This window comes from Streptomyces sp. TSRI0281 (assembly GCF_001905125.1).
Lineage (GTDB): Bacteria > Actinomycetota > Actinomycetes > Streptomycetales > Streptomycetaceae > Streptomyces.
Map to the genome: position 1 here is coordinate 70,846 of NZ_LWLE01000011.1, position 24,210 is coordinate 95,055.

Here is a 24,210-nt window from a genome sequence, read left to right on the forward strand (position 1 = left end):
GGAGATCAGCCGGTGATCAGACGCTCTCCAGCTTGCGCTCACCGGTGTCGGTGTCGCTGCCGGCGCCGGACCCGCTGTCCGGGGCCGGACGCGCGGGCCACCAGAACCGGCGGGCCCCCAGGTCGAGGGCGAGCGCCGGGACCAGGATGGTGCGGACCAGGAAGGTGTCGATCAGGACGCCGACGCCGACGATCACGCCCATCTGGGCCATGGACACCAACGGCAGTACGGCGAACACGGCGAACGTCGCCGCCAGGACGAGCCCGGCCGAGGTGATGACACCGCCGGTGCTGTTCAGGCCGGCGATGACCCCCTGGGTGTGGCCGCGCAGTGCCGACTCCTCCTTCACACGGTGCATGAGGAAGATGTTGTAGTCCACGCCGAGGGCCACCAGGAAGACGAAGCCGAGCAACGGGATCGACCAGTCCATCCCGGAGTAGCCCATGACGTGCTGGAACAGCAGGCTGGAGGCGCCGAACGCCGCGAAGTACGAGACGACGACGGTGGCCAGCAGCACCAGCGGTGCGACGAACGAGCGCAGCAGCCAGATCAGTACGAGCATGATGACGATCAGGACTGCGGGGACGACGACCCACAGGTCGCGTACGGTCGAGGTCTCCTTGTCGAGGGTCTGGGCCGCGGTGCCTCCCACGAGTGCGTCGGTGTTCGCCCGCAGCGCCTCGACGGTGTCCTTGGCCGCTTCGCTGTCCGGCGCGCCCTTGAGTACGACGGCCAGCTGGGTCAGGTCACCGTCCGGTGTCCGTGCGGCCACCGAGACATCGACGACGCCCTCCGTCTTGCGTACGGCCTCGGTCACGGCGTCCACCTCGGACGTTTTGGCGACGACATGGGCCGGGTCGGAGGAACCGGAGGGGAAGTGCTTCGAGAGGGATTCCTGGGCGACCACCGATTCCGGCTTGTCCTGGAACCACTCCGACTGGGTGAGGCCCATGTTGACGCCGAAGGCGCTCACGGCGAGCACCACGGTGACGCCCAGCGACATCAGCCAGGAACGGCGCGGACGGCGGGCGACCGCGTCGCCCACCCGCTGCCAGGCCGAGTTGGCGGTGCGCTGGGGCGCGCCCTCCTTCGGTACCAGCGGCCAGAAAACCCAGCGGCCCGCGATGACGAGCAGCGCGGGAAGGATCGTGACCATCGCGAGGAACCCGAAGATGATGCCGATGGCTCCGACCAGCCCCATCGAGCGGGAGGAGTTGATGTCGGCCAGTCCGAGGCATGCCAGACCGATGGTGACGGTGCCCGCGGAGGCGAGAATCGCGGGGCCCGAGCGGCGCAGGGCGATCTGCATGGCCTCGTGCCGGTCCTCGTGCCGGTGCAGTTCCTCCCGGTAGCGGGCGATCAGCAGCAGGGCGTAGTCGGTGCCGACACCGAAGACCAGCACCATGAGGACGCCCGAACTCTGTGGGTCGACCTGGAGCCCTCCGTACTTGGCGAACAGGTAGGTGCCCGCCTGGGTGAGCACGGAGGCGAAGCCGACCGCGAGAACGGGGAACAGCCACAGGACCGGGCTGCGGTAGGTGAGCAGCAGAAGGATGATGACCACGAGAGCGGTGGCCATCATCAGGGTGCCGTCGAGCGTGTCGAAGACATTGAAGGCATCGGTCATGGCACCGGCGGGGCCGCCGATCTCCGTGTCGATGCCGGGCGGGGCCTGCGCGGCCGCGACGGTGCGCAGTTCCTCGACCTTTCCGGCGAGGACTTCCTGGTCCTCACCGGACAGCGGGACGACCAGCATCAGTGCCTTGCCGTCCTTCGAGGCCACCGCCGGGGGGACCTTCTGGCCCTCCACGGCGATCTTCGCGAAGGCGGCACGATCGGACTCGACCTTGGTCCGGACGGCGTCGGTCAAGGGCGTGTCACTGCTGTAGACGGCGACCGCCGCCATGAGGTCGTCGGTCCGGAACTTCTCCAGCTCCGTGTTGACCTGCGCGGACTCCGCACCGCGCGGCAGGAAGGCATTCGCGCTGGTGTCCTGGACCTCGGCCAGTTTTCCGGCCAGCGCGCCGAACGCCATGACAGCGATCACCCAGCCGGCGAGAACAATCCACTTGCCGCGTCGGCCGCCGGGCACAGCGGCGCTTCGCTCGAGCCAAGCTCGCATGGGGTACTCCTCTTCAGGATCAGGCATGGGGAGGGGTGCACGCAGCCGGTGCCCGTGGAAAGCACATCTCCACGGGCACCGGCCGAAGGCGTGCGTTCCTGTCAGTTCGCGAAGAAGTTCTTCAGCTCAGGAGCGAGGACGGCCGGTTCGACGGCGATGCCCTGGCCCGGCAGGGCGTGGCACGTGGCGTCGGGGACGGTTTCGGCGACAGCGTTCGCCGACTGGTGCAGCCACTGGTCGGCGTCGGCGCCGTGGACGATGAACGCCGGAGCCTTGACGGAGGCGAGCTCCTCGGCGGGCAGGGAGAAGTCACCCATGATCGCGGTGTCGTACGGCAGCGTGTGTGCCAGCGCCTCCAGACCGGACCAGAACGGGGCGTGGCGCATGCCCGCGACGGCCTCGGCCGGTGCCCCCATGCCGTTGACCATGAAGAACTCGACGGCGTCACCGCGGTTTTCGGCGCTGAGCTCGACCAGCTTCTCGGTGAGGTCCGCCGGCGGCTGCGGGCCGGCCCCGTTGATCATGTACGGCGGGTCGTAGACGGCGACCTTGGTGATGGCGAGACCGCTCGCGGCGGCCTTGAGCGCCAGGGCGCCGCCCGCGGAAAGTCCGAACACCTTGGCGGAGCCGCCGGCTTCGGCGATGAGGGCGGCGAGGTCCTCGATCTCCCGCTCGACCGCGTAGGTGTCGGCGTCACCGCTGTCGCCCCGGCCGCGACGGTCGTAGTTGTACACGGTGAAGTGCTGGGAGAGCTCCTCTGCCAGCTGCGTCATGGTCGGGTGCGAGCGCTCGCTGAACGACCCCCCGATAAGAATCAGCGACTCTCCGCTCCCGGTGCGGTCGTAGGCGATGGTCGTACCGTCGGCCGACTTGACAGTTTTCATGCTTCTCCTGGAATGAGCGGCTTCGTGGGGGTGCACGCAGTGGTGCCCAAACTCAGGCTCTCCCGCTGGACCCGGGAAGCGCATCTTCGAGGTTGCTGTAACCGGTTGCGTCGCACACCGGAGGGCAGAAGAGGCGCTTCCCGGGCCGGGTGCTCTACCGCGGACCTGCCAGGACGTGGGTGTCCTTCGCCGCCGGGTCGGTGGCCTCACCCTGCGCAGCCGGTCGTGCCGGTGCCGGGTCCTTGCGCTTCGCCCACCTGCCGACGGCGTTCACGATGGGACGCTCGACGAGGTAGTGGCTCAGACTCGCCGCCAGGACGCTGCCGACGAGGACGGCGGTCATCAGCTCGGGGAAGCCGATCGTGCCGCGCAGCTGGTTCATCAGCGCGGGTTCGGTGCCGAAGACGCTGCCCGTCTCGAACCAGAAGTACATGACCGCGAAGTGCCAGAGGTAGATGCCGTAGGAGATGCGGCCGAGGTAGCGCACCACCGGGTTGCCCACGATCGCGTCGATGACCCGTGACTTGGCCTCGGGTATCGCCAGCGGCATGACGATCACGAAGGAGAACAGCAGGAGCAGGAAGTACTGGGTGATGGCGAGCCCCACGCCCTCGTAGTCCCCGTAGCCGGGACGGCCGAACGGCTGGGTGCAGTTGACCGCGTAGATGATGAGGCCGACTCCCCACAGCAGCAGCGGGTGGGCGGCGGCGAGACGGTACAGGGAGGGCTTGTTGTCCGGCCGGAGCTCCGCGAGTACCTGGAGGATGGCCATGACCATGCCGAGGACGAAGGCACCGCCCACGGCCAGCGGCCACCAGTACTGCTGCGGGTAGGGCCCCATCTCGGGACGGTGGATCCACCAGGTCCAGACGGCGGAGCCGATCGTGATGATCACCGGGGGGATCATCATCCGGCGGGCCTTGCGGACCGGGTCGTCGGTGCCGCGGGCCAGCCAGTGCATGAGCGCGGCCAGCAGCGGGAGCGCGAGGTAGTACTGCATCTCGGCGGGCACGGTCCAGGCCGGGTCCATGCCGGCGATCCAGGTGTAGTCGTAGACCTGGAGCATGAGGACCGGCCGCAGGACGTACCAGGGTCCGTCGATGGCGTTGTAGTTCAGCAGGAAGACGCAGACCAGTGCGACCAGGATGTAGGCGGGCCACAGCCGGGCCAGGCGCTTGGCGAAGAAGGGACCGATCTTCGGCCGCTGTGTGCCCGCCAGGGACCAGCGGGCGAACGGACGGTAGAGCAGCAGGCCCGACAGGACGAAGAAGGGCCCCAGTGCCAGCGGACGCATTCCCGCCAGGAAGGTGGCCAGCGCCTCGTTGCCGGGCGGAGCGGTGTAGGCGCCCATGACCCCGGCGCTGAACGACGTGTGCACGGCCGCCACTCCGAGGGCGCACAGCGCGCGGATGCCGTCGAGTCGGCCGACACGTTTGGTCCTTTGGGCCGACGCCGCGACCCCGTTGGCATTCACTACGGTGAGCTCCTCTGGATAGATGGCTCATTCAGGATGGGTCTGGCTCGTTTTAGAAGCCATCTTCTGAAGTGCTGTATTCAGAAAGGGAGTTGATGTTGTGTGTGATCAGATTTCCTGGGTAGCGTGCGGGCGCACCTGAGGCGCTTCGGCGCCGAGCAGACCGGCCAGCACGGCAGGATCGAAGTTGACGGCGCTGCACCAGCGGCCCTCGCCGAGCTCGAACCACACGCGGCTGACGATCTCGCCCACCGGGTTCCCGCCCTCGATCACCTCGTCACCGAGGACCCACCCTTCGGCCGTATACCGGGTGATCCCGTCGGGCAGCACGAGGTCGACGACGGGGCTGTCCAGGGAGGGGCCGGTACGGATGTTGGAATCGCGCCAGATGGTGCCGGGAACGAGCGGCTTGCGCTCGTGGGCGGGCCGGGTCATGTGCGTGCCTTTCCGGGTACGGGGACGGGTACGGGGACGGGTACGGGTGGTCAGGCGGCGGCCGGAACCGCTTCGGGACGTGCGCCCGCCGAGCGGGCCGTCGCCAGCCACATCAGCTGGCCGACCATCTGGTCGAGGCGTTCCTCGTCGGGCAGTGAGGGGACTTCGTCGGCGGGCAGCGGTGCGGGGGCCTGCGACACCGCGACCCCCACCGGAGTGGGCCAGGCGCGCAGCGCGTGCGCGATGGTCCGCAGTGCGGCCAGCGTGCTCGCCGCGCCCTGCGCCCCGGCTCCGACGGCGACCGTGCCGATCGCCCGCCCTTCGAGGTAGGGCAGCGGACCGCCGATGTCGTTGACGAAGTCGAGGGCGTTCTTGAGCAGGCCGGAGACGGAGGCGTGGTACGTGGGCGAGATCAGCACCACCCCGTCGGCCCGGCGGAGTTCGGCCAGCAGGTCCGCGGCACCCCGATGCGTCTCGGCGAGGCCCGGCCGGTAGGCGGGGAAGTCGATGTCGGCGCCGGTGAAGACCCGGGTGGTCGCGCCCCGGCCCTCGCACCGCAGAGCGCACCACTGGGCGACCCGGTCACAGACCGATCCCTCCCTGAGCGAGCCGCCGATCAGGACGATGTGCGCTCCGGCCCCGGCTTCTGTTCCGGCTCCCGGCCCGGCCCCGGCTTCTGTTCCGGCTCCGGCTCCCGCTCCCGGCCCGGCTTCTGCTCCGGCCCCGGCTCCGGCTTCTGCTCCGACTCCGGTCCCTGCTCCGGTCCCTGCCTCTGCTCCTGCCCCTGCCCCTGCCCCTGCTCCTGCTCCTGCTCCTGCGCCTGCGCCTGCTCCTTTCGGCGCGGTCGCCGGGGGGAGCGTGTTCAGGGCCGGCCGGGGCCGCCATCCGACGATGTCCACGGACCCCTGGTCCTTGCGCCCGGCGGACCGCATCCGGGCGTTGCGCCGTTCCACGCCCGCCCGGTCCGCACCCTGGTCCAGTCCGCCCTGGCGGCGGGACTCCAGGACGACGGCGGCGGCTCGGTCGACGCGTTCGTGCGCGTAGAGGGCGAGCGCGTCGGTCACCGAGGAGGTGGCTTCCATGGCCTGTCCGAGGACGACCGCGTCCTCCAGCGCCGTGTTGGCCCCCTGGCCGAGCGCCGGGACCATGGCATGGGCGGCATCGCCCAGCAGCGCCACCGGTCCGTCCACCCAGCGGGGCGCCGGATCACGGTCGTGGATGTCGGTGACGACGAGGTCCCCCGGCTCGGCGTTGCGCACCAGGTCGACGACCGGCCCGTACCACCCCTCGATGGCGTCCACCAGCGCCTGCCGCGCGCCGTCCGGCCCCCGTGCGGGCCAGACTCCGGGCGGGGCGGTGATCTTGGCCGCCCAGTAGAGGGTGTCGTCGTCGACGGGGGCGATGAAGAACTGGATGCCGAGCCCGCTGACGACATGGCCGCGTCCGCCGAGGGCCGAGCCGCGGGTACGTCCCCGTACCGAGGTGTAACCGCGGTACTGGAGCGGTTCGTCGCCCAGCATCCGCCGGCGCACCGCGGAGCGGATGCCGTCGGCGGCGATCAGCGCCTCGTAGTCCTGCGTGGTGCCGTCGGAGAGGTGCACCGACACGGAGTCCGTGTGCCGGGTGTAGTCCGTGACCGCGGTGGCCAGTTGCACGGAGGCGCCCGCCGAGAGGGCCTCGTCCAGGAGTACGCGGTGCAGTGCCGACCGCAGGACCGGGATCTGCGGGGCGCCCAGCCGCTCCCCCGTCGCGCCGATGGGCTCCTCGGCGAGTACGTTTCCGTCGGCGTCCATGAGCAGGCGGACCTCGTCCGGGGCGGTGACATGGCCGGCCGCCCGGATCTGCGCGGCCAGCGTGCCGCCCAGCGCTTCGGTGGCCCGCACCCCGTTGGGGTAGAGCACCAGGCCGGAGCCGTTGACGCCGATCCGCTCGGCCCGCTCGATGACGGTGACGTCGTTGCCCCGGGAGGCCAGGGCGATCGCGGCCGCCAGCCCACCGATGCCCCCGCCCGCGACGGCCAGGGTGCGGTGCTGCGTCATGGTTCAGCTCTCCGTCCCGGCCACCGCGGCCGTGTCCGTGGGCACGGCGGCATCGGCCGCCGCCAGCAGTCGTCCGTCGTGTCCGCCGAACGTGCCGTCGGCGGCGTTCCACACCGTCCTGCCCGCACGCAGCGTGCGTTCGACCCGTCCGGTGAAGGTCCAGCCCTCGTAGGCCGACCAGCCGCACTTGCTCTGCACGTCGTGCGCGGAGAACATCCAGGGGGTGTCCGGCGCGAAGATCACCAGGTCCGCGTCGGCTCCCGCCTCCAGACGCCCCTTGCCCGGCAGCCGGAACAGTTCGGCGGGGACCTGCGCGAGGTGGCGCACCAGGCGGGCGACGGCCGCGTCGGGGTCCTCCTCCGGCCGACGCCTGCGCATCCCGGTCCAGACCGCGACCGCGAGTTCCTGCACGCCCGGCAGCCCGGGGGGCGACTGGGCCACGGTGCGGGTCTTCTCCTCGACGGTGTGCGGTGCGTGGTCGCTGCCGACCGTGGAGACCTGGCCGGACAGCAGCGCGTGCCACAGCCGCCGTTGGTCCGACTCCCCGCGGATCGACGGGGACAGCCGGGTACGGGCGCCCAGGCGCCGGGTGTCGGCGTCGGTGAAGGACAGATGATGCCCCGTCACCTCGAAGGTGACCGGATGGCCCGCGGCGCGTGCCGCGCAGACGAGGTCGGCCTCCTCCGCGCTGGAGAGGTGCAGGATGTGGGCGTCCGTGCCGTACCGGCGCACCAGCTCGATGATCCTCGCCACGGCGACGATGCCTCCGGTGCGCGGGCGCCGGGCCTCGTACTCCAGATAGCTGCCGGGCTCGCCCCACCAGGCGTCCAGCAGCGCGAACAGCCCGTCGTCCTCGGCGTGCAGGACGAGTCGGACGCCTCCTTCGGCCGCCGCGGCGAACGCCTTCTCCAACTGGACGGGGTCCCGGACCACGGTGGGCGCCGTGTGGTGGCCGGCCATGAAGATCTTGGCGCTGGTGGCGATGGACGGGTCGAGCCGGGCCAGCAGTTCGGGGCGGGCGGGGTCGAGGCCGATGTGGAACCGGTAGTCCACCAGGCTGTGGCCGTCGACGAGCCGGGCCTTGGCGAGCACGGCCTCGGGCGCGAGCGTGGGCGGCACCGTGTTCGGCATGTCGATCACGGTGGTGACACCGCCGCGCACCGCGGCCCGGCTCGCGTGCCGCCAGTCCTCCTTGTGGGTCAGTCCGGGGGTGCGGAAGTGCACATGGGAGTCGATGAGTCCGGGCAGGACGTAGTGGTCCCCGGCGTCGAGCCGCGGCACACCCGCGGGCGCGGTGTCGGTGTCGTCGATCGCGGTGATCCTGCCGCCGGCGATGGAGACATGGCCCGCCCGTACCCCCTCGGGAGTCACGAGCCGGCGTCCGCCGACGACGAGGTCGGGCACGGCGGCCGGGTTCAGTCCTGCCATGACGCGGCCACCAGCTCCCGGCACAGATCGTTGGTGGGCCCCATCAGCGCGATGGCACGGGCGTCGGCGAGGAGCCTGCCGATCCCGGCGTCGGACAGGAATCCCGCGGAACCCAGCATCCGGGCGACGTCGAGGCAGATCTCCTCCGCGGCGACCGAGGCGTGCAGCTTGCTGTGCAGGGTGGTCAGACCCGGGTCGGCCGAGATCCGCGCCCCCGCCCGTCCGACGATGCCGCGGGCCGTCTCCAGCCGGGTCGCCAGATCGGCCAGGTGGTGCCGGACCGAGGGCAGCTCCAGCAGCCCTCGCCGACGGGCGTGGGCGAGGCCGAGGTCGAACGCCGCCTGGGCCGTTCCGACGGCCACCGCGCCGAGCGAGGCCCCGCTCTCCCGCACACCCGCGATGATCCCGGCCGCCTCCCCCACCGGCCCGAGCCGGTCGCCGTCGTCCACCACGCAGTGGTCGAGGGCGATCAGACCGGTCGCGGAGCCCCGCATGCCGGCCAGGTCGAGGCCGAGATCGGGCAGCAGGCCGGGGTTGTCGGCGGACACCAGGAAGAAGGTCTGCCCCGCCGCCCCGTACGCGGCCCGCGGTCCTGTCGTGTCCGGGCCGGTGCGCACCAGCACCAGATAGAGGTCGGCGACCCCGGCACCGGTGGTGAAGGTCTTGGAGCCGTGCAGTTCCCATCGGCCGTCGGCACGGGCCTCACCGGTGCTGGACAGCTTCTGCTTGGCGGCTCCGGCCCCGTTCTCGCTCCACGCGGAGGCCGCCAGCAGGGAGCCGTCGGCGAGCCGGGGCAGCCAGCGCTCCCGCTGGCCGGGGGTGCCCCATTCCGCGATGCGGGCGCTGACGGCGAAGTGCTGGAAGGCGATGATCGCGACGGAGGGGTTGGCCTCGGCGATCTGTTCCACCACGTGGTTGACGGCCGAGGCGTCGCCGCCCCCGCCCCCGTACCCGGCGGGCACCGCCGTGCCCAGCAGACCGCTGGAGCGCAGCGCCGCCAGGGCCTCCCGGTCCGGTTCCCCCGCCCGGCCGGTCCGCTCCGCCGACTCCTTGAGCAGGGCGTGGAGTTCTGGTGTGGGCTGCGTTCTCATGCCGCCACCGACAGCGCCAGGCATTGGGCGACCTCCTCGAATTGCAGATGGCTCAGGGGGGCCAGGACGAACGACCCCTGGAAGGTGACGCGTTTGCGGGCGACGCTCGCCCAGAGCAGGGCTCCGCTGTTCCCGGCCGCGTCGGGGGCGGACGTGACGGCCGTCACCGTGGTGCGGCCGCCGGGCGTCTCGATGTCCGTCAGCCCCTGCTCGTCCGCGCCGTTCTCGCGGGCGAGGAGCCAGGGGACGGTCTGCGGGATGCGTACGGCGATGCCCAGGCAGACCGCGCCGGTCAGGGCGATCGTCGGGTGCCAGCGGGGCACGGTGACGGCGCGCGCGGCGATGCCTCCGCCGGGGTCCGGCACGATCGCCGCGATCTTGGGGAACGCCCCGCCGCGGGGCCAGCCGAGCCGGTCGGCCGCCGCCACCCTGATCCGTTCGAGCCGGTCCAGCAGGTCGTCCCCGGCGGCGAACAGCGCTGCCGGTGACGGCACTTCGAGGGTCCTGGCGTCGACGAAGGCGTACGCGTTGGCGCTCGTGACGAGGGAGACCTCCTGCGGGCCGCCGTCGAGGTCGAGCACGGTACGGGTCTCCCCGGTGGGCAGCAGGTCCGCGAAGGGCACCGGCCCCGGCTGGACGAACGCGACGGAGAACTGGACCTCGTCGCGCTCGACGCGGTCGACCTCGCACACCACGCTGTCGCCGTTGTTGAGGACCCGCACCCGTATCCGCGCACCCGGCAGCAGTCGGGGCAGCATCCCGCAACGGCCCGCGGCGACGACGGCGGACAGCACCGAGTGGCCGCAGGAGCCCCGCAGGTCGAACCGGTCGTCGCCGCCGGGCAGCGCCTGGACGAACCGGTAGTCGAGGTCGAACATCGGGTGCGCGGACGGCTCGACGAGCGCGATCTTGAGTACATGGGCCCCGCCGGCCGACGCGAGGAAGCGCCGCGCCTCCGTCAGATGTCCCAGCAGCGCCGCCTCCTCGCGGGGCAGGCGGGCCGCGTCCAGCACGAAGGTGGGGCAGGGGCTGCCCACCGCGTAGGCCAGGTGCCCGATCATGCCGCCACCGCCAGGGGCACCGGTCCGGCCGAGCGGCTCGGCCCGCGCTGGAACTGCTCGATCCACACCTCGTGCACGAGCAGGGCCCACAGGGCCAGGGACGTCGTGTCGCCCGGCCGGTGGGCCTGCGCGGCGAACAGGGCGTCCACGGCCCCGGCATCGAGCCGCCCGTCGGCGGCGAGGCGGCGTGGCTCCAGCAGGTCGCGGGCGTACTCCCACAGGGCCGCGCCGGGGGTGAGCATCGCCGTGATCGGCAGGGTGAAGGGCTGCTTGGGGCGGGTCAGCACACTGGTGGGGAGCAGCCCCCGCGCCGCGGCGTACAGGGTCTTCTTGACCCGGCCGTCCTCGATCCGCATCCGGTCGGGCAGGGCCCGGCCCAGCGCCACGATCTCCCGCTGGCAGAACGGCAGTCGGGCCTCGATGGAGGCGGCCATGCTGAGGTGGTCGACGCGGCGCAGATGGTACGAGGGCAGCCGGTGGCCGAGTTCGAACCGGGTGATGCGGTCGAGGACCGTACCGGGGCCGTGCAGCAGGTCCTCGTACGCCTCGGCGGGCAGGGGAGGTATCCCGTCGACATGCGCACGGTAGTCGTCGGTGTAGAGGGCGGCGCGCAGAGCGGCCGGGGCGGCCGACAGGGCGTCGAGGTAGGCCGGGGCCCAGTCGCCGCCGGTACCGGCTGTCTCGGCGGCCTGCCGCATCCTGCCGTAGCCGCCGAACACCTCGTCGGCCGCGTCGCCGGTCAGCGCGACCGTGAATCCCGCCTTCCGCACCGCGGTGAACAGGGCGAGGGTGCTCAGCGCGATCGGGTCGGCGTTCGGCTGGCCCAGGTGCCAGACCGTGTCGTCGAGCAGTGCCGGGAAGTCCTCGGGGTCGATCTCGACCTGGTGGTGCACGGCCCGTGCCCGTGCGGCGGCCTCCCGGGCGAAGTGCCGCTCGTCGAACGGCCAGTCGCCCCGGTAGGCGATGTTGAAGGAGTGGACCGGGCGGTGTTCGGCGGCCATCGCGGTGACCAGGCTGGAGTCGAGTCCGCCGGAGGTGATCAGGGCGACGGGCACATCGGCCACGAGCAGCCGTCCGACCTCCTCGCGGAGTGTGTCGCGCAGCCGCACCGCGGCGGCTTCGGCGTCGTGGGGCACCGGCCGTGCCGGGGCGGCCGGACGCCGCCGGGAGCGGACCGTCCCGCCCAGGTCGCAGACCAGGGTGGTGCCCGGCGCCAGTACGTCGATGTCCTCGAACATGGTCGTGTCCCCGAAGGGGACGCGGGTGGCCAGGTAGGCGTCCAGGGCGGCTTCCCGGATCCGGCCGGAGACTGCGGCGAACCCGAGCAGGGCGGGGATCTCCGAGGAGAAGTGCAGGGAGCGGGCGGCCGGATCCCAGCTGTAGTACAGCGGTTTCATGCCGATGTGGTCGGTGGCCAGCAGCAGCCGTGGCACCGGGCCGCGAAGATCGGTGAGGGCGATGGAGTACATGCCGTCGAGGTGGTCGGTGAACGCGTCCCCGTACTCCAGGTAGAGGGCGGGGATGACGGCCCCGTCGCACCGGTCCGCGAAGACGTGGCCGCGGTCCCTGAGCCGGGCCCGCAGTTCGTCGTGGTTGTAGATCTCACCGTTGAAGACCACGTGGACATGGGGGCCCGCACGGTAGGGCTGCTGTCCGCCGTCGAGGTCGACGACGGCGAGCCGGTTGCTGCCCAGTCCCCAGTCGGGGGCGAGAGCGGCACCGGTCGCGTCCGGACCGCCGTGGCGTTGGAGCGCGGCGACGGTGCGCATCTCGTGCGGCGTCGCCGCCGCGTTGAAGTAGCCATGGATACGGCACATGTATGCCTGTTCTCCTGTGAGGCGGCGGCGGGTTCAGCCGCTCGCGGCCGACAGATAGCGCTCCCCGCTGTCGGGGAAGACCGTGACCACGGTCGCCCCGGCCCAGCGCGGGTGGGCGGTGACGCTCCGGCTCGCCCAGGCGGCGGCCCCCGAGGAGAAGCCGACCGGCAGGCCGGTGGTGCGGACGATCTCGACGACCGTGGCGGCGGCCGCCTCGTCCGGTACGGCGACGACCTCGTCGACGAGCGAGAGGTCGGTGATGTCGGAGACGTAGCCCGCGCCGATGCCGGGGATGCCGTGGGGGCCCGGTTCGCCGCCGGACATCACGGCGGAGCGGGCGGGTTCGACGGCCACCACGTGGACGCGGCCCCGCTCCTTGAGGTACCGGGCGGTGCCCGAGAGGGTTCCGCCGGTGCCCACCCCGCAGACCAGGACATCGACGTCGCCGCCGGTGGCCTCCCAGATCTCCGGGCCGGTGCTCTCGTAGTGGGCCCGCACGTTGGCGGGGTTCTGGTCCTGGTGGGGCACCCATGAGCCGGGCAGGGTGCGCTGCAGTTCCTCGGCGTGCAGCCAGGCGGCGGGCAGCCCGTCCTCGGCGGGGACCAGGACGACCTCGGCGCCCAGTTCCCGCAGGATCAGACGGCGTTCCACGCTGGCGTTGTCCGGCATGACGATGATGCAGCGGTGACCCCGCCGGGCGCACAGCGCCGCGAGCGAGATCCCGGTGCTGCCGGAGGAACACTCGATGAGCGTGCCCCCGGCGGGCGGCAGTTGGCCCGACTCCTCGGCGGCCAGCACCATGGCGAGGGCGGCGCGGTCCTTGACGCTGGAGAGCGGGTTGAGCATCTCCAGCTTGGCCAGCAGCCGCACCGAAGCGGCGAGGCCCGGCAGCGCGACCTCCAGCAGAGGCGTGCCACCGATCAGTTCGTCGATCGAACGGGCGGGCCGCTGGATCGTCCGTGTCGTCCCTGTCATCACTGCTCCCCCAACGTGGTCATGACTTCTCGGCTCAGGCCGCGGTGCGTACGGAGGCCGCCGCGAGGTGGCCGGCCGCGATCTCCTGCAGATGCGTGATGTCGCTGGAGACCGTGGCGAAGGTGAAGCCCTCGGTGAGCCGCCGGGCCGCGCTCGCCCCGTCGAGGCAGTGGATGCCGCAGGCGATCCCGGCCCGTTCCGCGGCGGCGGTGACCTTCTTGAGCGCGGCCTCCAGGTCCTCGGTGACACCGGGGTCGCCGAAGTGGGTCGCGCCGAGTGCCAGGGAGAGGTCGGCGGGCCCCACGTAGACGGCGTCCAGGCCGGGAGTGGCGCAGATGGCGTCGAGGTTCTCCAGCGCGCCCGCCGTCTCGACCATGACGATGCACGCGATCTGGTCGTCGATCTCGGCCGGGACACCGCCCAGCCGGAGTTCGGCGCGGACCGGCCCGGCGATGCTGCGGGTTCCGGCCGGCCAGTGCCGGCAGGCGCGGGCGGCGTCCAGGGCCTCCCGCGCGGTGCTGACCATGGGCACGATGACGCCCCGGGCGCCGGTGTCCAGCGCGGTGCCGATGGCGATGGGGTCGGGTGCGGGCACCCGGATGACCCCCGCGGAGCGACCGCGGGAGTCGACGGCGAGCATGGCCGACTGCCAGCCGGGCTGGTGCAGCACGCCGTGCTGGCCGTCCACCCCGATGTAGTCGTAGCCCAGGCCCGCGATCCGCTCCGTGCCGACGGGGTTGTCGCAGGCGATCCAGTAACCCACCAGGCGTTCGCGGGAGCGCAGCCGGGCGGCGAACTCGGCAGGGGGCCGGTGGGTGCCCGTCCCGGTCATTCGCCCTCCTCGATGACGTACCCGGTCTTGCCGTCGAGCCCGCGGGTCGCCTCGCCGGTGATGGACACCCGGTGCAGGATCCGTTGGTGACGGTCGTAGTCGTTGACCGCGTAGTGCTGGGTGCAGCGGTTGTCGAAGATCAGGACGTCGCCGGGGCGCCAGGACCAGCGCGCCGTGTTCTCGGGGCGCCGCACGGCGGCCTGCAGGACGTCCAGGAGCGGACGGGACTGGCGTACGTCCATGCCGACCAGGCGCTGGGCGAAACCGCCCAGGAAGAGGCTCGGTTCACCCGATTCGGGGTGCACGCGCACCACCGGGTGGGCGGCCTCGAAGCGGCGGGAGAGGAAGGCGGCGCGGACCTTCTCGCCGCGTTCGGTGCCCAGCCGGGGCTGTTCGGCGTGATTGGTGTGGACGGCCCACAGCCGGTCGGCGACCTCGCGCAGCTCGGCGGGCAGATCGCGGTAGCCGGCCGCGCCGTTGGCCACGAGGGTGTCGCCGCCGTACGGCGGGAGCACGACGCTGCGCAGCGTCGTGCCGAGCGAGGGGGCGGCCGTGAAGCTGATGTCGGTGTGCCAGTGGTCGGCCCGCTGGTCCTCGCCGTCGACCGGGATGACCTGCGGGTCGCCGTCGACGGTGCGCATCATCGGATGCTTCTGCGTCAGGGGGCCGAAACGGGCGGCGAAGGCCAGCTGATCGGCGTCGGTGATGTCCTGGTCACGGAAGAAGAGGACCTTGTGCTCAAGAAAGGCGTCATGTATCTGGCGGAATACCGAATCGGATATCTCCGCACTCAGATCGACCCCTGTGACCTGAGCTCCGATTCTTCCACCGATTTTGCGTACATCGAATGCGGACACAGGATTTTCCTTCCGCGCGGAACTGAGGGATACCGGGCCGCTTCCGCCGGAATACTCACGGACAGCACAGGAAGGGCACCGTGTGAAGAACGCAGAAGAACCGACTCTGCGATGGCCCGCTGAGCCAACCACGGGGAAAGCGGACGCGGCAACCTTCAGGTTGAACGGCGCAACTACTTCACCAACTCGGATGCCGCCGTGATGACGCCGACTTCCGAAAGTAGCGCCACCGTCGGCTGATTCCTTGTCCTGTACACCCCGCAGGTGAAAACTCCCGGGTAAAGGGGCGTGCCAGGTCCGCCGCACCGCGCTCCGCGGCAGCCCGTGCCCCCTGCCCTCCCGGCCCGGAGCGGCCCGCGGTCCGAAGACCCTCTGGAGGCTGCGGTGAATTTCCGCGAGCTGCATCCCAACATCAAATTGCGGCTGGGCGTCGGTTTCGTCCAGCGGGTGCTCAGCATCATGCTGATGCCCCTCCTCGTCATCCATCTCGCCGCGCTCTACGGGGCCGCGACGGCCGGTGTGCTGACGCTGGTGGTCGGTGCCGCGGGCATCGCCTGCAACTTCCTCGGCGGCCATCTCGCCGATGTGTACGGCCGCCGGCCGCTGCTGGTCGTCGGAGAGGCCGGCGCGGCCGTCACCTTCGCCCTGCTGGCGCTCGCCAACTCGCCCTGGTGGAGCTCCGGGGCCGCGACGTTCGCGCTGTTCCTGCTCAACACGTGCAGCGCCAACCTGGCCACGCCCGCGGCGGACGCGATGATCATCGACGTCTCCTCGCCGGAGAACCGCACGCTCGTCTACACGATCAACTACTGGTCGATCAACCTGGCGTTCACCTTCGGCGCCCTGATCGGCGGTTTCCTCTACGCGGATCACTTCTTCGGGCTGCTGGCGGGCGCCACGGTGCTCTGCCTGGCCACCACCGGTGTGCTGTGGCGCTGGGTCACCGAGAGCGCCCCGGAAGGTTCGAGGGAGTCGGCTGCCGGTGTGATGGCGATGCTCCGCGGTTACGTCTCGGTCGCCCGTGACCGGGTCTTCCTGCGGCTGATCACCGCGGCCGTCCTCACTCGTGCGATCGAGGTGCAGATCGGCTACTACATCGCGGTCCGGCTGGCCGACGAGTTCCCCGAGCAGGTGCTCGCCACGCTCGGCTCCTGGGCGCCGTCGGTGAACGGCGTCGAGATGCTCGGCATCCTGCGGGCCGTCAACACCGCGCTGGTGGTGGCGCTCGCCCTGTTCGCGGGCGCTCTCTTCCGCCGGCTGTCCGACCGCACCCGGCTGTACGCGGGGCTGGCCGTGTTCACCGGTGGCTACATGGTCTGGGCGGTCAGCAACACCGGCTGGCTCCTGATCGCCGCGGCCGTCGCCCTGACCCTGGGCGAACTGGCGAACGTACCCGTCAAGCAGGCCCTGCTCGCCGACCTCGTCGACCCGAACGCCCGCACCAAGTACATGGCCGCCTACGGCCTCAACGCCCGCATCGGGCTGCTCATCGGCTCGCTGAGCGTCACCGCCGGCTCCTTCGTGACCCCGGTCGGGATGAGCGCGCTGTACGGCGTGTGGGGCGTGGCCGCCGTCCTCGTCTTCCGCTCGCTGCTGCGGGTGCGCGAGGAGCGGCAGGCAGCCGCGGCGGCCGAACCGGTGCCCGCCGCCTGACGGCCGCGCCGACGAACCGGAAGGAACTCCTCATGACCTCTGGACGCCCACCCCGTCACCTGCTCATGGTGATGCCCTACCACCAACTGGTCCGCAAAGCCGTGGAGGCGGGCTTCCGCGTCTGGTCGGTATGGGATCCGGCCCTGCGCGAGAAGAGCTACCTGGACGAGGTCGAACGCCACTCCGAGGAACTGCTGACGGCCGACTTCGGCGACCACGCGGCGCTGCGCGGCGTGGTCGCCGAGGCCGCCCGCCGGTACGGCATCGACGCGGTGCTGCACCTGGGCGGCGAGGACACCATGCTGCCGGTCGCCGAGGAGGCCGAGGCGCTGGGGCTGGCCGTGAACCCCGCCAGCGCCGTACGCAGCCTGAACGACAAGGCGGCGACCCGGGCCCTGCTCAACACGGCCGGCGTCTCCGTGGTGCGGGCCCGCGAGGTGACCGACGCCGCACAAGCGGCCGACGCCCTGGCGGAGTTCACCCTTCCCGTCATCATCAAGCCGACCCGTCTGGCCGGCAGCCGGGGCATCGCGCTGATCCGCGACCCGGCCGACCTGCTGGAGTGGAACGCCCGCGTCGAACGGGACGGCCACCGGGGCCCCTACCTGGTGGAGGAGTACCTGGAGGGACCCGAGTTCAGCGTCGAGACGCTGAGCGCGGGCTGCGTCCACCACATCGTCGGCATCACCGCCAAGCGCACGGGCGGAGCCCCGTACTTCGTGGAGAGCGGGCACATCCATCCGGCCCCGCTGTCCGCCGCGGACGCCGAGGCGCTGCGGGCGACGGTCCTGGAGCTGCTGGACCTGGCCGGGTACGCCTTCGGCCCCGCCCACACCGAGGTCGTCCTCACCTCCCGGGGCCCGCGGGTCGTGGAGTCGCAGGCCCGGCTCGGCGGCGACCGCATCCCGCTGCTGGTGGACGTGGCCTCAGGCTTCGACATCGAGGCAGGGATCTTCCGGGCGCTGGCCGGCGAACCGCTCGCACCTCCGACGCCCGTGCGCACCGCGGCGATCGGCTTCTTCCAGCTGCCCCCGGGCACCGTCGAGGCGGCGGAGGGCACCGAGGACATCGCCCGCCTGCCCCACGTACACGCCCTGCACTTCCCCTGGCGGGCCGGGGACACCCTGCCCGCCACCGTCAGCTCGGCCACCCGGCACGGATACGCCGTCGTCGACGGTGCCACCCCCGACGAGGCCGCCGAGCGGCTCGCCGAGGTCGAGCGCCTGGTGCGCTCCACCCTCCGGACATCCGCCCCCTCCGCACCCCGGACCGAAGGAAGCCTCACATGAGTGACATCCGTACCGTGCTGCTCGTCGGCGGCACCGACGCGCACCTGCGCTGTGTCAAGGAGCAAGAGGTACGCGTGGTGTTCCTCCAGCACCCCGACAAGATGAGTACCTACCAGACGGCGACCGCCGACGTTCTGGTGATGATCGACTACACCGACTACGACCAGGTGCTGCCGTTCGCCGAGACCGCCCGGACGCTCTACGGCGTGGACGCGGTCCTCTCCCTCACCGAGGGCGGACTGACCGCGGCAGCCCGGCTGAACGACCACTTCGGCTTCGGCGACGGTCTGCGCGGCGAGGTCAGCACCCGGATGCGCGACAAGCTGCTGATGCGCCGCCATCTGGATGCGCAGGGCCACCCGAACGTGCCCAGCGCCCCGGTGACCGACCGGGCGTCGCTGGAGGCATTCGGCGAGCGTGCCGGTTACCCGTTCATCCTCAAGCCCACCGGGACCACGGCCGGCTTCGGCCTGATCCGGGCCGAGAACCCGGCCGATCTGGACCGGGTGTGGCAGCGGCTGCGGGAGCTGACGGGACGGCGGACCGACCGCGGCTCGACGCTGTTCGTCGCCGACCGTTACCTCATGGAGGGCTACATCGACGGACCGGAGTACAGCGTCGAGGCGTTCAGCTTCGCCGGCCGGCACGTCGTCGTCGCCATCACCGAAAAGCTCGTCGACGAGCGGCACTTCGCCGAACTGGGCCACGCCCTGCCCGCCCGGCTCACGCCCGACGCCCACACCCGGCTGACCGAGGCGGTCACCGGCTTCCTCACCGTCATGGGCGTGACCGACGGCCCCAGCCACACCGAACTCAGGCTCGGCAGCCGCGGCCCCCTCGTCATCGAGTCCCACAACCGGCTGGGCGGCGGTCAGATCACCGAGATGATCGGGGCGGTCCACGGCATCGACCTCTTCCGGCTGTCGGCCGGGTGGGCACTGGGCACGGCGGAGCCGCTGCCGGACAGCCCGCGGACCGACAGCGCCGCCTGCATCCGCTTCCTCCCCGGCGATCCGGGCACGGTCACCGCCGTGCACGGCGTCGACGAGGTGAAGGCCCGCCCCGAGGTGCTCCAGGTCCAGGTGAACGTCCGCCCCGGCGACACGGTCCGCCCGCTCCGCGACAACTGGGACCGGCTCGGCTTCGTCGTCGTACGCGCCGAGGACACCGACACGGCCGTCGGGCTCTGCGAGGAGTTCACCCGGCGGACGCTGCGCGTCGAGGTCGAGACGGCCGACCGCGCACCGGCCACGCCCCCGAAGGAGCCCGCGGGCGTCTGACCCCGTGGGCGTACCCACCGCGGGCGTCCGACCCCGCGGGCGTCTCACCCCGCGGCCGTATCACCGTGGCCGCGAGGAGACCCCCAGGGGCGTTGCGCCCGGATCGCCCCGTGAGCCCCGGCGCGGTCCGAACGGAAAGCCCCAGCACCGTGCCGTATCCGACCGCACCCCTGGAGCCGATGGTCATGCCCGAGAAGAGCGGACTGCTGCGCACCCTGCGCGAGGACCTGGACGTGATCGTCGAACGGGATCCGTCCATCCGTTCCCGACTGGAGGGCCTGTGGCACCCGGCGCTGCCGGCCCTGTGGACCCACCGTGTGGCGCACCGGCTGTACCGGCGGGGCCACCGCATGAGCAGCCGGATCGTGGCCTACTTCGCCCGCAGCCGTACCGGGGTGGAGATTCACCCGGGAGCCGTCATCGGCAGGCGGGTCTTCATCGACCACGGTGCCGCCGTCGTGATCGGCGAGACCGCCGTCGTCGGGGACGACGTCACCATTTTCCACCAGGTGACCCTCGGCGCGCTCGGCTGGTGGACCGACAACTCCCTGGCGCCGGGCACCCGGCGCCACCCCGTGATCGGTGACCGGGTCGTCCTCGGCGCCAACGCGACCGTGCTCGGCGCGGTCACGATCGGCGACGACGCGCTCATCGGCGCCATGGCCACGGTGACCCGGGACGTCTGCTCCGGGGCACGGGTGTACCCGCCGCCCTCCGTGATCCGGGAACCGCACGACCCCGCCGCCCCGGACCCGGTGCGGCTGCTCGCCTCGGCCGGCTCGTGGTAGCACGGCCGCCCGCTTCTCAGAAAGCCGCACAGATGAGCATGACTGTCACGCGACGCCGCGTCGTCGCCGACCACCTGTACGACCTCATAGGCAACACGCCCCTGCTGCGCCTCGGCCTTCCCGGCATCGATCCGACGGTGGAGGTACTGGCGAAGCTGGAGTCGCACAACCCGTACGCCAGCAGCAAGGACCGGGCCGCCCTGTACATGCTGCGCGCCGCCGCCGAGCGCGGTGATCTGAAGCCGGGCGGCACCGTGGTGGAATCCACCTCGGGCAACACCGGCATCGCCCTGGCCGCGATGGCGGCCACCGGCGGATACCGCTGCACCGTGGTCCTGCCCGACAGCGCCACCCCCGAGCGGGTGGGCCTGCTGCGGGCCCTCGGCGCCGAGGTCGTGCAGACGCCGAGTGCCGAGGGCTTCGCCGGCGCCATCGCCAAGGCGGAGGAGATCCAGGAGAAGACACCCGGCTCCTGGTACAGCCGTCAGCACGAGAACCCCGACAACATCCGCGCCCACTACGAGACGACGGGCCCGGAGATCTGGAACGACACCGACGGCAAGGTCGACTTCCTGGTCGTCGGCGTCGGCACCGGCGGCACCCTGACCGGCGCCGGGCGCTACCTGAAGGAGCGCAACCCCGCACTCACCGTCGTCGCCGTCGAACCGGAGAACTCACCCGTCCTGTCGCAGGGGTACGGCGGCCAGCACCGCATCCCCGGCCTCAACGGCGGTTTCGTCTCACCCACCACCGACATCAGCCTCATCGACGAGGTACTCACCTGCCCCGACGAAGCCGCGCTGGAGACGGCCCGCCGGCTCACGCGCGAACAGGGCGTCTTCGCCGGGCTCTCCTCGGGCGCCGCCGTCCACGGCGCGCTGCTCGTCGCCCGCCGCCCGTCGAGCGCCGGACGCACCATCGTCACCGTGCTTCCCGACACCGGGGAGCGCTACGTCAGCATCTGGAACGAGAGGCAAGCCGCATGACCACGCTCGTCCTGCACCGTGGCTCCCTGCGCGCCAATCCGTACGAGAGGTGGCTCGACGGGCTGGACACCCCCCTCGTGCTGCTCGGCTCCAGCGAGCAACTGGACCTGTACGCCGAGGAACTGCCCACCGGCCCGCCGTACGTGCACGCCGAGGCGCTGTCGGACTACGACGGGGGCGCGCACGTGGCCCGGCGGGCCGCCGAACTCATCGGCACCTACCAGGTCACCGACATCGTCGCCTGCCAGGAGTTCGACATCGAGCGGGCCGCCGTCCTGCGCGAACGCTTCGGGCTGCGCGGCCAGCGGCCCGAGGCGGCCGTGCCCTACCGCGACAAGTGGGTGATGAAGCGGACAGCCCTGGCCGCCGGAATCCCCGTCGCCCCGCACACGCTGCTGCGCACCCCCGAGGACCTGGACGCGTTCACCGCCGGACACGGCCTCCCCGTCGTGGTCAAGCCCCGCCGGGGAGCCAGCTCGATCGGCCTGCGCATCCTGCGGACGGAGCAGGAGTACGCGCAGTGGCGCGGCCAGGCCGCGGCGGACGGGCTGCTCGACGACGACGGCGAGCCGGCCTGGCTGGCCGAGGCGTATGTCGAGGGCGTGATGTGCCACATCGACGGGACCGTGCTGGAAGGCCGGATCAGCACCCTGTGGCCGTCGATGTACACCTACGCGCTGGCCGACTACACCGACCGCAAGGCCCGTGTCGACATCGCCCTGGACGCCGCGGATCCGCTGACGCACCGGCTGACGGACTTCGGCGAGAAGCTGCTCGCCGCTTTCGGCGGCGGACCCGACTTCGCCTTCCACATCGAGGTGTTCGTCCGGCCCGACGGGGATCTGGTCCTGTGCGAGGCCGCCTGCCGGGCGGGCGGGGCGGGGGTGCGGGACGTGCAGAGGGCCATGTTCGGTTTCGACCCGGCCGAGTACCCGGTACGACGTCAGCTCGGACTGGACGTGGGTCCCACCGAACGCCGCGGGCCGCGACAGCTGGCCGGACAGCTGCTGTTCACCCGGCGGCCGGGACGGCTGCGGGCGCTGCCCGACCCGGCCCGGCTGCCCGAAGGGGTCGTGAAGTACCAGACCTTCGCGACGGTCGGCGACGAGGTCGGCGAGGCGGCGCACTCCGGCGACTTCCTGGTGGCCTTCGTCATCGTGGGCGAGGACCGGGCGCAGTGCGAGGCCCGAATCCGGGCGGCGGAGTCCTGGTTCCTGGCGGGGCTGGTGATGGACTGACGGCCCGTCGCAGCGGCACGGCAATCCAGGAGATGCAGGGCCACGGCGCGGTCTGTGAACGTGGCGCCATACCCGAGAGTGCGCCGTGCCGGGGCGACATCGCCCGCGGACACGGATACGGCTGAGCGGATTGGACGGACGATGGCCTTCAGCGATTCCGAGGACACCGCCTCGGTGCAGCGGCGCTTCGCCGCACAGGTGGCACGGGTGCCCGATGCGGTGGCCCTGTCCGGACGGGACGGGTCCCTCACCTACCGGGAGCTCGACCGCCGCGCGAACCGGCTCGCCCACCGGCTGCTCGCCCTCGGGGTGCGGCCCGAGGAACCGGTCGCGGTCCTGATGGAACGCTCCGTGGACCTGGTCGTCTCGCTGCTCGCCGTGGTCAAGGCGGGCGGCTGCTACCTGCCCCTGCACAGCGCCCACCCGGTGGAGCTGATGCGGCGGATCGTGAACCGCGCCGGCAGCCCGCTGATCCTGACCGACGCCGTGATGCGCGGCCGGGCCGGTGTGCTCGGCGGCCGTCTGCTGGAACCGGCCGCCGACCCGGACCTGGCCGCGCTGCCCGACCACGACCCCGACGTCGCCTCGGGCGGCGACGATGTCGTCTACGTCATCCACACCTCCGGATCGACCGGCGAGCCCAAGGGCGTCGCCGTGACACACCGCGGCGTGCTGGGCCTGGCCGCCGACTCCTGCTGGGACGGCGAGGGCCACCGGCGGATCCTGTCCGTGGCCCCGTACGCGTTCGGGGTGTCGACCTACGAACTGTGGGTGCCGCTGCTGCGCGGCGGCCACCTGGTGCTGGCCCCGCCCGGCGAGCTGGACCTGGGTACGCTGCGCCGGCTGTTCACCGAGGAGCGGATCGGTGCCGTACACCTGACCGCGGGCCTGTTCCGGGTGTTCGCCGAGGAGGCCCCGGAGAGTTTCGCGACCCTGTCCGAGGTCCTCACCGGCGGCGACGTGATCGCGCCGACGGCGGTGCGCCGGGTCCTCGAAGCCTGCCCCGGGCTGGTCGTACGGGCCATGTACGGCGCGACGGAGGTGTCCTCGTTCGCCGCGCACGCGGCGCTGGCCTCCGTGGACGACTGCCACGCGGGCGTGCCGGTGGGACGTCCGATGGACACCGTCGACGCCCGGCTGCTGGACGACCGGCTCGCCGAGGTGCCCGACGGCGAGGTCGGCGAGCTGCACATCGCGGGCGAACGGCTGGCCGCCGGGTACTTCCGCAGCCCCGAACTGACCGCCGAACACTTCGTCACCGGCCCGGACGGCGAGCGGATGTACCGCACCGGCGACCTGATGCGGCGTGGCGCGGGCGGTCTGCTGGAGTTCGCCGGGCGCTCCGGGGACCAGGTCAAGATCCGCGGCTACCGGGTGGAGCCGGCCGAGGTCGAGCACGCGCTCGGGCAACTGCCCGGTGTGGCGCACGCGGCGGTCGTGGTCCGTGAACCGCAGCCCGGTGACAAACGGCTCGCCGCGTACGTGGTCCCGCGCGGCAGCGGCCCCGGGGACCTGCGCACCGCACTGGGCGGCCTGCTGCCCGACTACGCGGTACCGGACACGTTCATGGAGCTCGCGGCCCTGCCGCTGACGCCCAACGGCAAGCTGGACCGGGCGGCGCTGCCCGAGCCCGCCGCGCCCGCCCCTGCGGCCACCACCGCCACCGCCCCGGTCGGCGAACGCCAGGGCGTGCTGTGCGTGCTGGTCGCCCGGGTGCTCGGGGTGCCGGAGATCGGCCCGGACGACAGCTTCTTCGACCTGGGCGGGCAGTCGCTCCAGGCGATGCGGCTGGTCGCCCGCATCCAGGCCGAGTTCGGCGCCGAGCTGACGGTCGGCGATGTCTTCAACAACCCCACGGTGGCCGAGCTCGACAGCTACCTCACCGACCTGGCCGCGACCGGAGCCGCGGCGTGACCGGCGGCCCCGCCGGTCCGACGCCCGCTGATCCCGTTCCCGCCTCC

General features: G+C 72.0%; 19 protein-coding genes. 7 read left to right on the top strand and 12 right to left on the bottom strand.

The features are described 5' to 3' along the window. Positions 1–16: 16 nt before the first annotated feature. The 12 genes from A6A29_RS17450 to A6A29_RS17515 all read right to left on the bottom strand — a co-directional run bounded on the left by A6A29_RS17450 (position 17) and on the right by A6A29_RS17515 (position 15,015). Positions 17–2,122 (bottom strand): MMPL family transporter, encoded by a 2,106-nt coding sequence (locus A6A29_RS17450; protein ID WP_073721004.1) that lies wholly within the window; start codon positions 2,120–2,122, stop codon positions 17–19. Between the two features lie 101 nt (positions 2,123–2,223). After that, entirely contained in the window at positions 2,224–3,006 is a 783-nt protein-coding gene (locus A6A29_RS17455; RefSeq protein ID WP_073721005.1) for an alpha/beta fold hydrolase, read from the bottom strand. A 154-nt stretch (positions 3,007–3,160) separates the two neighbouring features. Further along, the gene (locus A6A29_RS17460) at positions 3,161–4,480 is read right to left on the bottom strand and encodes an acyltransferase family protein (RefSeq protein WP_073721006.1); all 1,320 of its coding nucleotides are present in this window, start codon (positions 4,478–4,480) and stop codon (positions 3,161–3,163) included. A gap of 108 nt (positions 4,481–4,588) precedes the next feature. After that, entirely contained in the window at positions 4,589–4,915 is a 327-nt protein-coding gene (locus A6A29_RS17465; protein WP_073721082.1) for a hypothetical protein, read from the bottom strand. A 50-nt stretch (positions 4,916–4,965) separates the two neighbouring features. Continuing rightward, a complete protein-coding gene (locus tag A6A29_RS43085; protein ID WP_079182818.1) occupies positions 4,966–6,954 on the bottom strand; it encodes an NAD(P)H-dependent oxidoreductase in 1,989 nt (662 codons plus the stop codon). Positions 6,955–6,957: 3 nt separating this feature from the next. After that, the gene (locus A6A29_RS17485) at positions 6,958–8,382 is read right to left on the bottom strand and encodes a dihydroorotase (RefSeq protein WP_073721007.1); all 1,425 of its coding nucleotides are present in this window, start codon (positions 8,380–8,382) and stop codon (positions 6,958–6,960) included. Further along, positions 8,370–9,473, bottom strand: coding sequence for an acyl-CoA dehydrogenase family protein (locus A6A29_RS17490; protein ID WP_073721008.1), 1,104 nt, complete (start codon positions 9,471–9,473; stop codon positions 8,370–8,372). Before A6A29_RS17490 ends, A6A29_RS17485 begins: the two co-directional genes overlap by 13 nt. Continuing rightward, positions 9,470–10,534, bottom strand: a complete 1,065-nt coding sequence (locus tag A6A29_RS17495) for a PrpF domain-containing protein (protein WP_073721009.1) — start codon at positions 10,532–10,534, stop codon at positions 9,470–9,472. The genes A6A29_RS17490 and A6A29_RS17495 overlap by 4 nt, the downstream gene beginning before the upstream one ends. Continuing rightward, positions 10,531–12,351: an asparagine synthase (glutamine-hydrolyzing) gene (gene asnB, locus A6A29_RS17500; RefSeq protein ID WP_073721010.1), complete on the bottom strand. Its 1,821-nt coding sequence runs from the start codon at positions 12,349–12,351 to the stop codon at positions 10,531–10,533. The genes A6A29_RS17495 and asnB overlap by 4 nt, the downstream gene beginning before the upstream one ends. A 33-nt stretch (positions 12,352–12,384) precedes the next feature. After that, positions 12,385–13,326, bottom strand: coding sequence for a PLP-dependent cysteine synthase family protein (locus A6A29_RS17505; protein ID WP_073721011.1), 942 nt, complete (start codon positions 13,324–13,326; stop codon positions 12,385–12,387). 34 nt (positions 13,327–13,360) lie between these two features. Continuing rightward, on the bottom strand, positions 13,361–14,158 hold the full coding sequence (locus A6A29_RS17510) for an HpcH/HpaI aldolase family protein (RefSeq protein WP_073721012.1): 798 nt from the start codon (positions 14,156–14,158) through the stop codon (positions 13,361–13,363). Next, positions 14,155–15,015, bottom strand: coding sequence for a TauD/TfdA dioxygenase family protein (locus A6A29_RS17515; RefSeq protein ID WP_073721013.1), 861 nt, complete (start codon positions 15,013–15,015; stop codon positions 14,155–14,157). Before A6A29_RS17515 ends, A6A29_RS17510 begins: the two co-directional genes overlap by 4 nt. A gap of 384 nt (positions 15,016–15,399) precedes the next feature. Here A6A29_RS17515 and A6A29_RS17520 point away from each other — a divergent pair, with 384 nt between their 5' ends. The 7 genes from A6A29_RS17520 (at position 15,400) to A6A29_RS17550 (ending at position 24,163) form a co-directional block, all read left to right on the top strand. Further along, positions 15,400–16,668: an MFS transporter gene (locus A6A29_RS17520; RefSeq protein WP_073721014.1), complete on the top strand. Its 1,269-nt coding sequence runs from the start codon at positions 15,400–15,402 to the stop codon at positions 16,666–16,668. A gap of 32 nt (positions 16,669–16,700) precedes the next feature. Further along, positions 16,701–17,957 carry an ATP-grasp domain-containing protein gene (locus A6A29_RS17525; protein WP_073721015.1) on the top strand — a complete coding sequence of 419 codons (1,257 nt, stop codon included), beginning with the start codon at positions 16,701–16,703 and terminating at the stop codon, positions 17,955–17,957. Then, on the top strand, positions 17,954–19,237 hold the full coding sequence (locus A6A29_RS17530) for an ATP-grasp domain-containing protein (protein ID WP_073721016.1): 1,284 nt from the start codon (positions 17,954–17,956) through the stop codon (positions 19,235–19,237). The genes A6A29_RS17525 and A6A29_RS17530 overlap by 4 nt, the downstream gene beginning before the upstream one ends. Before the next feature lie 185 nt (positions 19,238–19,422). Then, on the top strand, positions 19,423–20,025 hold the full coding sequence (epsC, locus tag A6A29_RS17535; protein WP_073721083.1) for a serine O-acetyltransferase EpsC: 603 nt from the start codon (positions 19,423–19,425) through the stop codon (positions 20,023–20,025). A gap of 38 nt (positions 20,026–20,063) precedes the next feature. Beyond that, positions 20,064–21,011, top strand: a complete 948-nt coding sequence (locus A6A29_RS17540; RefSeq protein ID WP_073721017.1) for a PLP-dependent cysteine synthase family protein — start codon at positions 20,064–20,066, stop codon at positions 21,009–21,011. Beyond that, positions 21,008–22,249 carry an ATP-grasp domain-containing protein gene (locus A6A29_RS17545; protein ID WP_073721018.1) on the top strand — a complete coding sequence of 414 codons (1,242 nt, stop codon included), beginning with the start codon at positions 21,008–21,010 and terminating at the stop codon, positions 22,247–22,249. Before A6A29_RS17540 ends, A6A29_RS17545 begins: the two co-directional genes overlap by 4 nt. 141 nt (positions 22,250–22,390) lie before the next feature. Then, complete coding sequence (locus A6A29_RS17550) at positions 22,391–24,163, top strand: non-ribosomal peptide synthetase (protein ID WP_073721019.1); 1,773 nt, start codon at positions 22,391–22,393, stop codon at positions 24,161–24,163. The last annotated feature ends 47 nt before the right edge of the window (positions 24,164–24,210 follow it).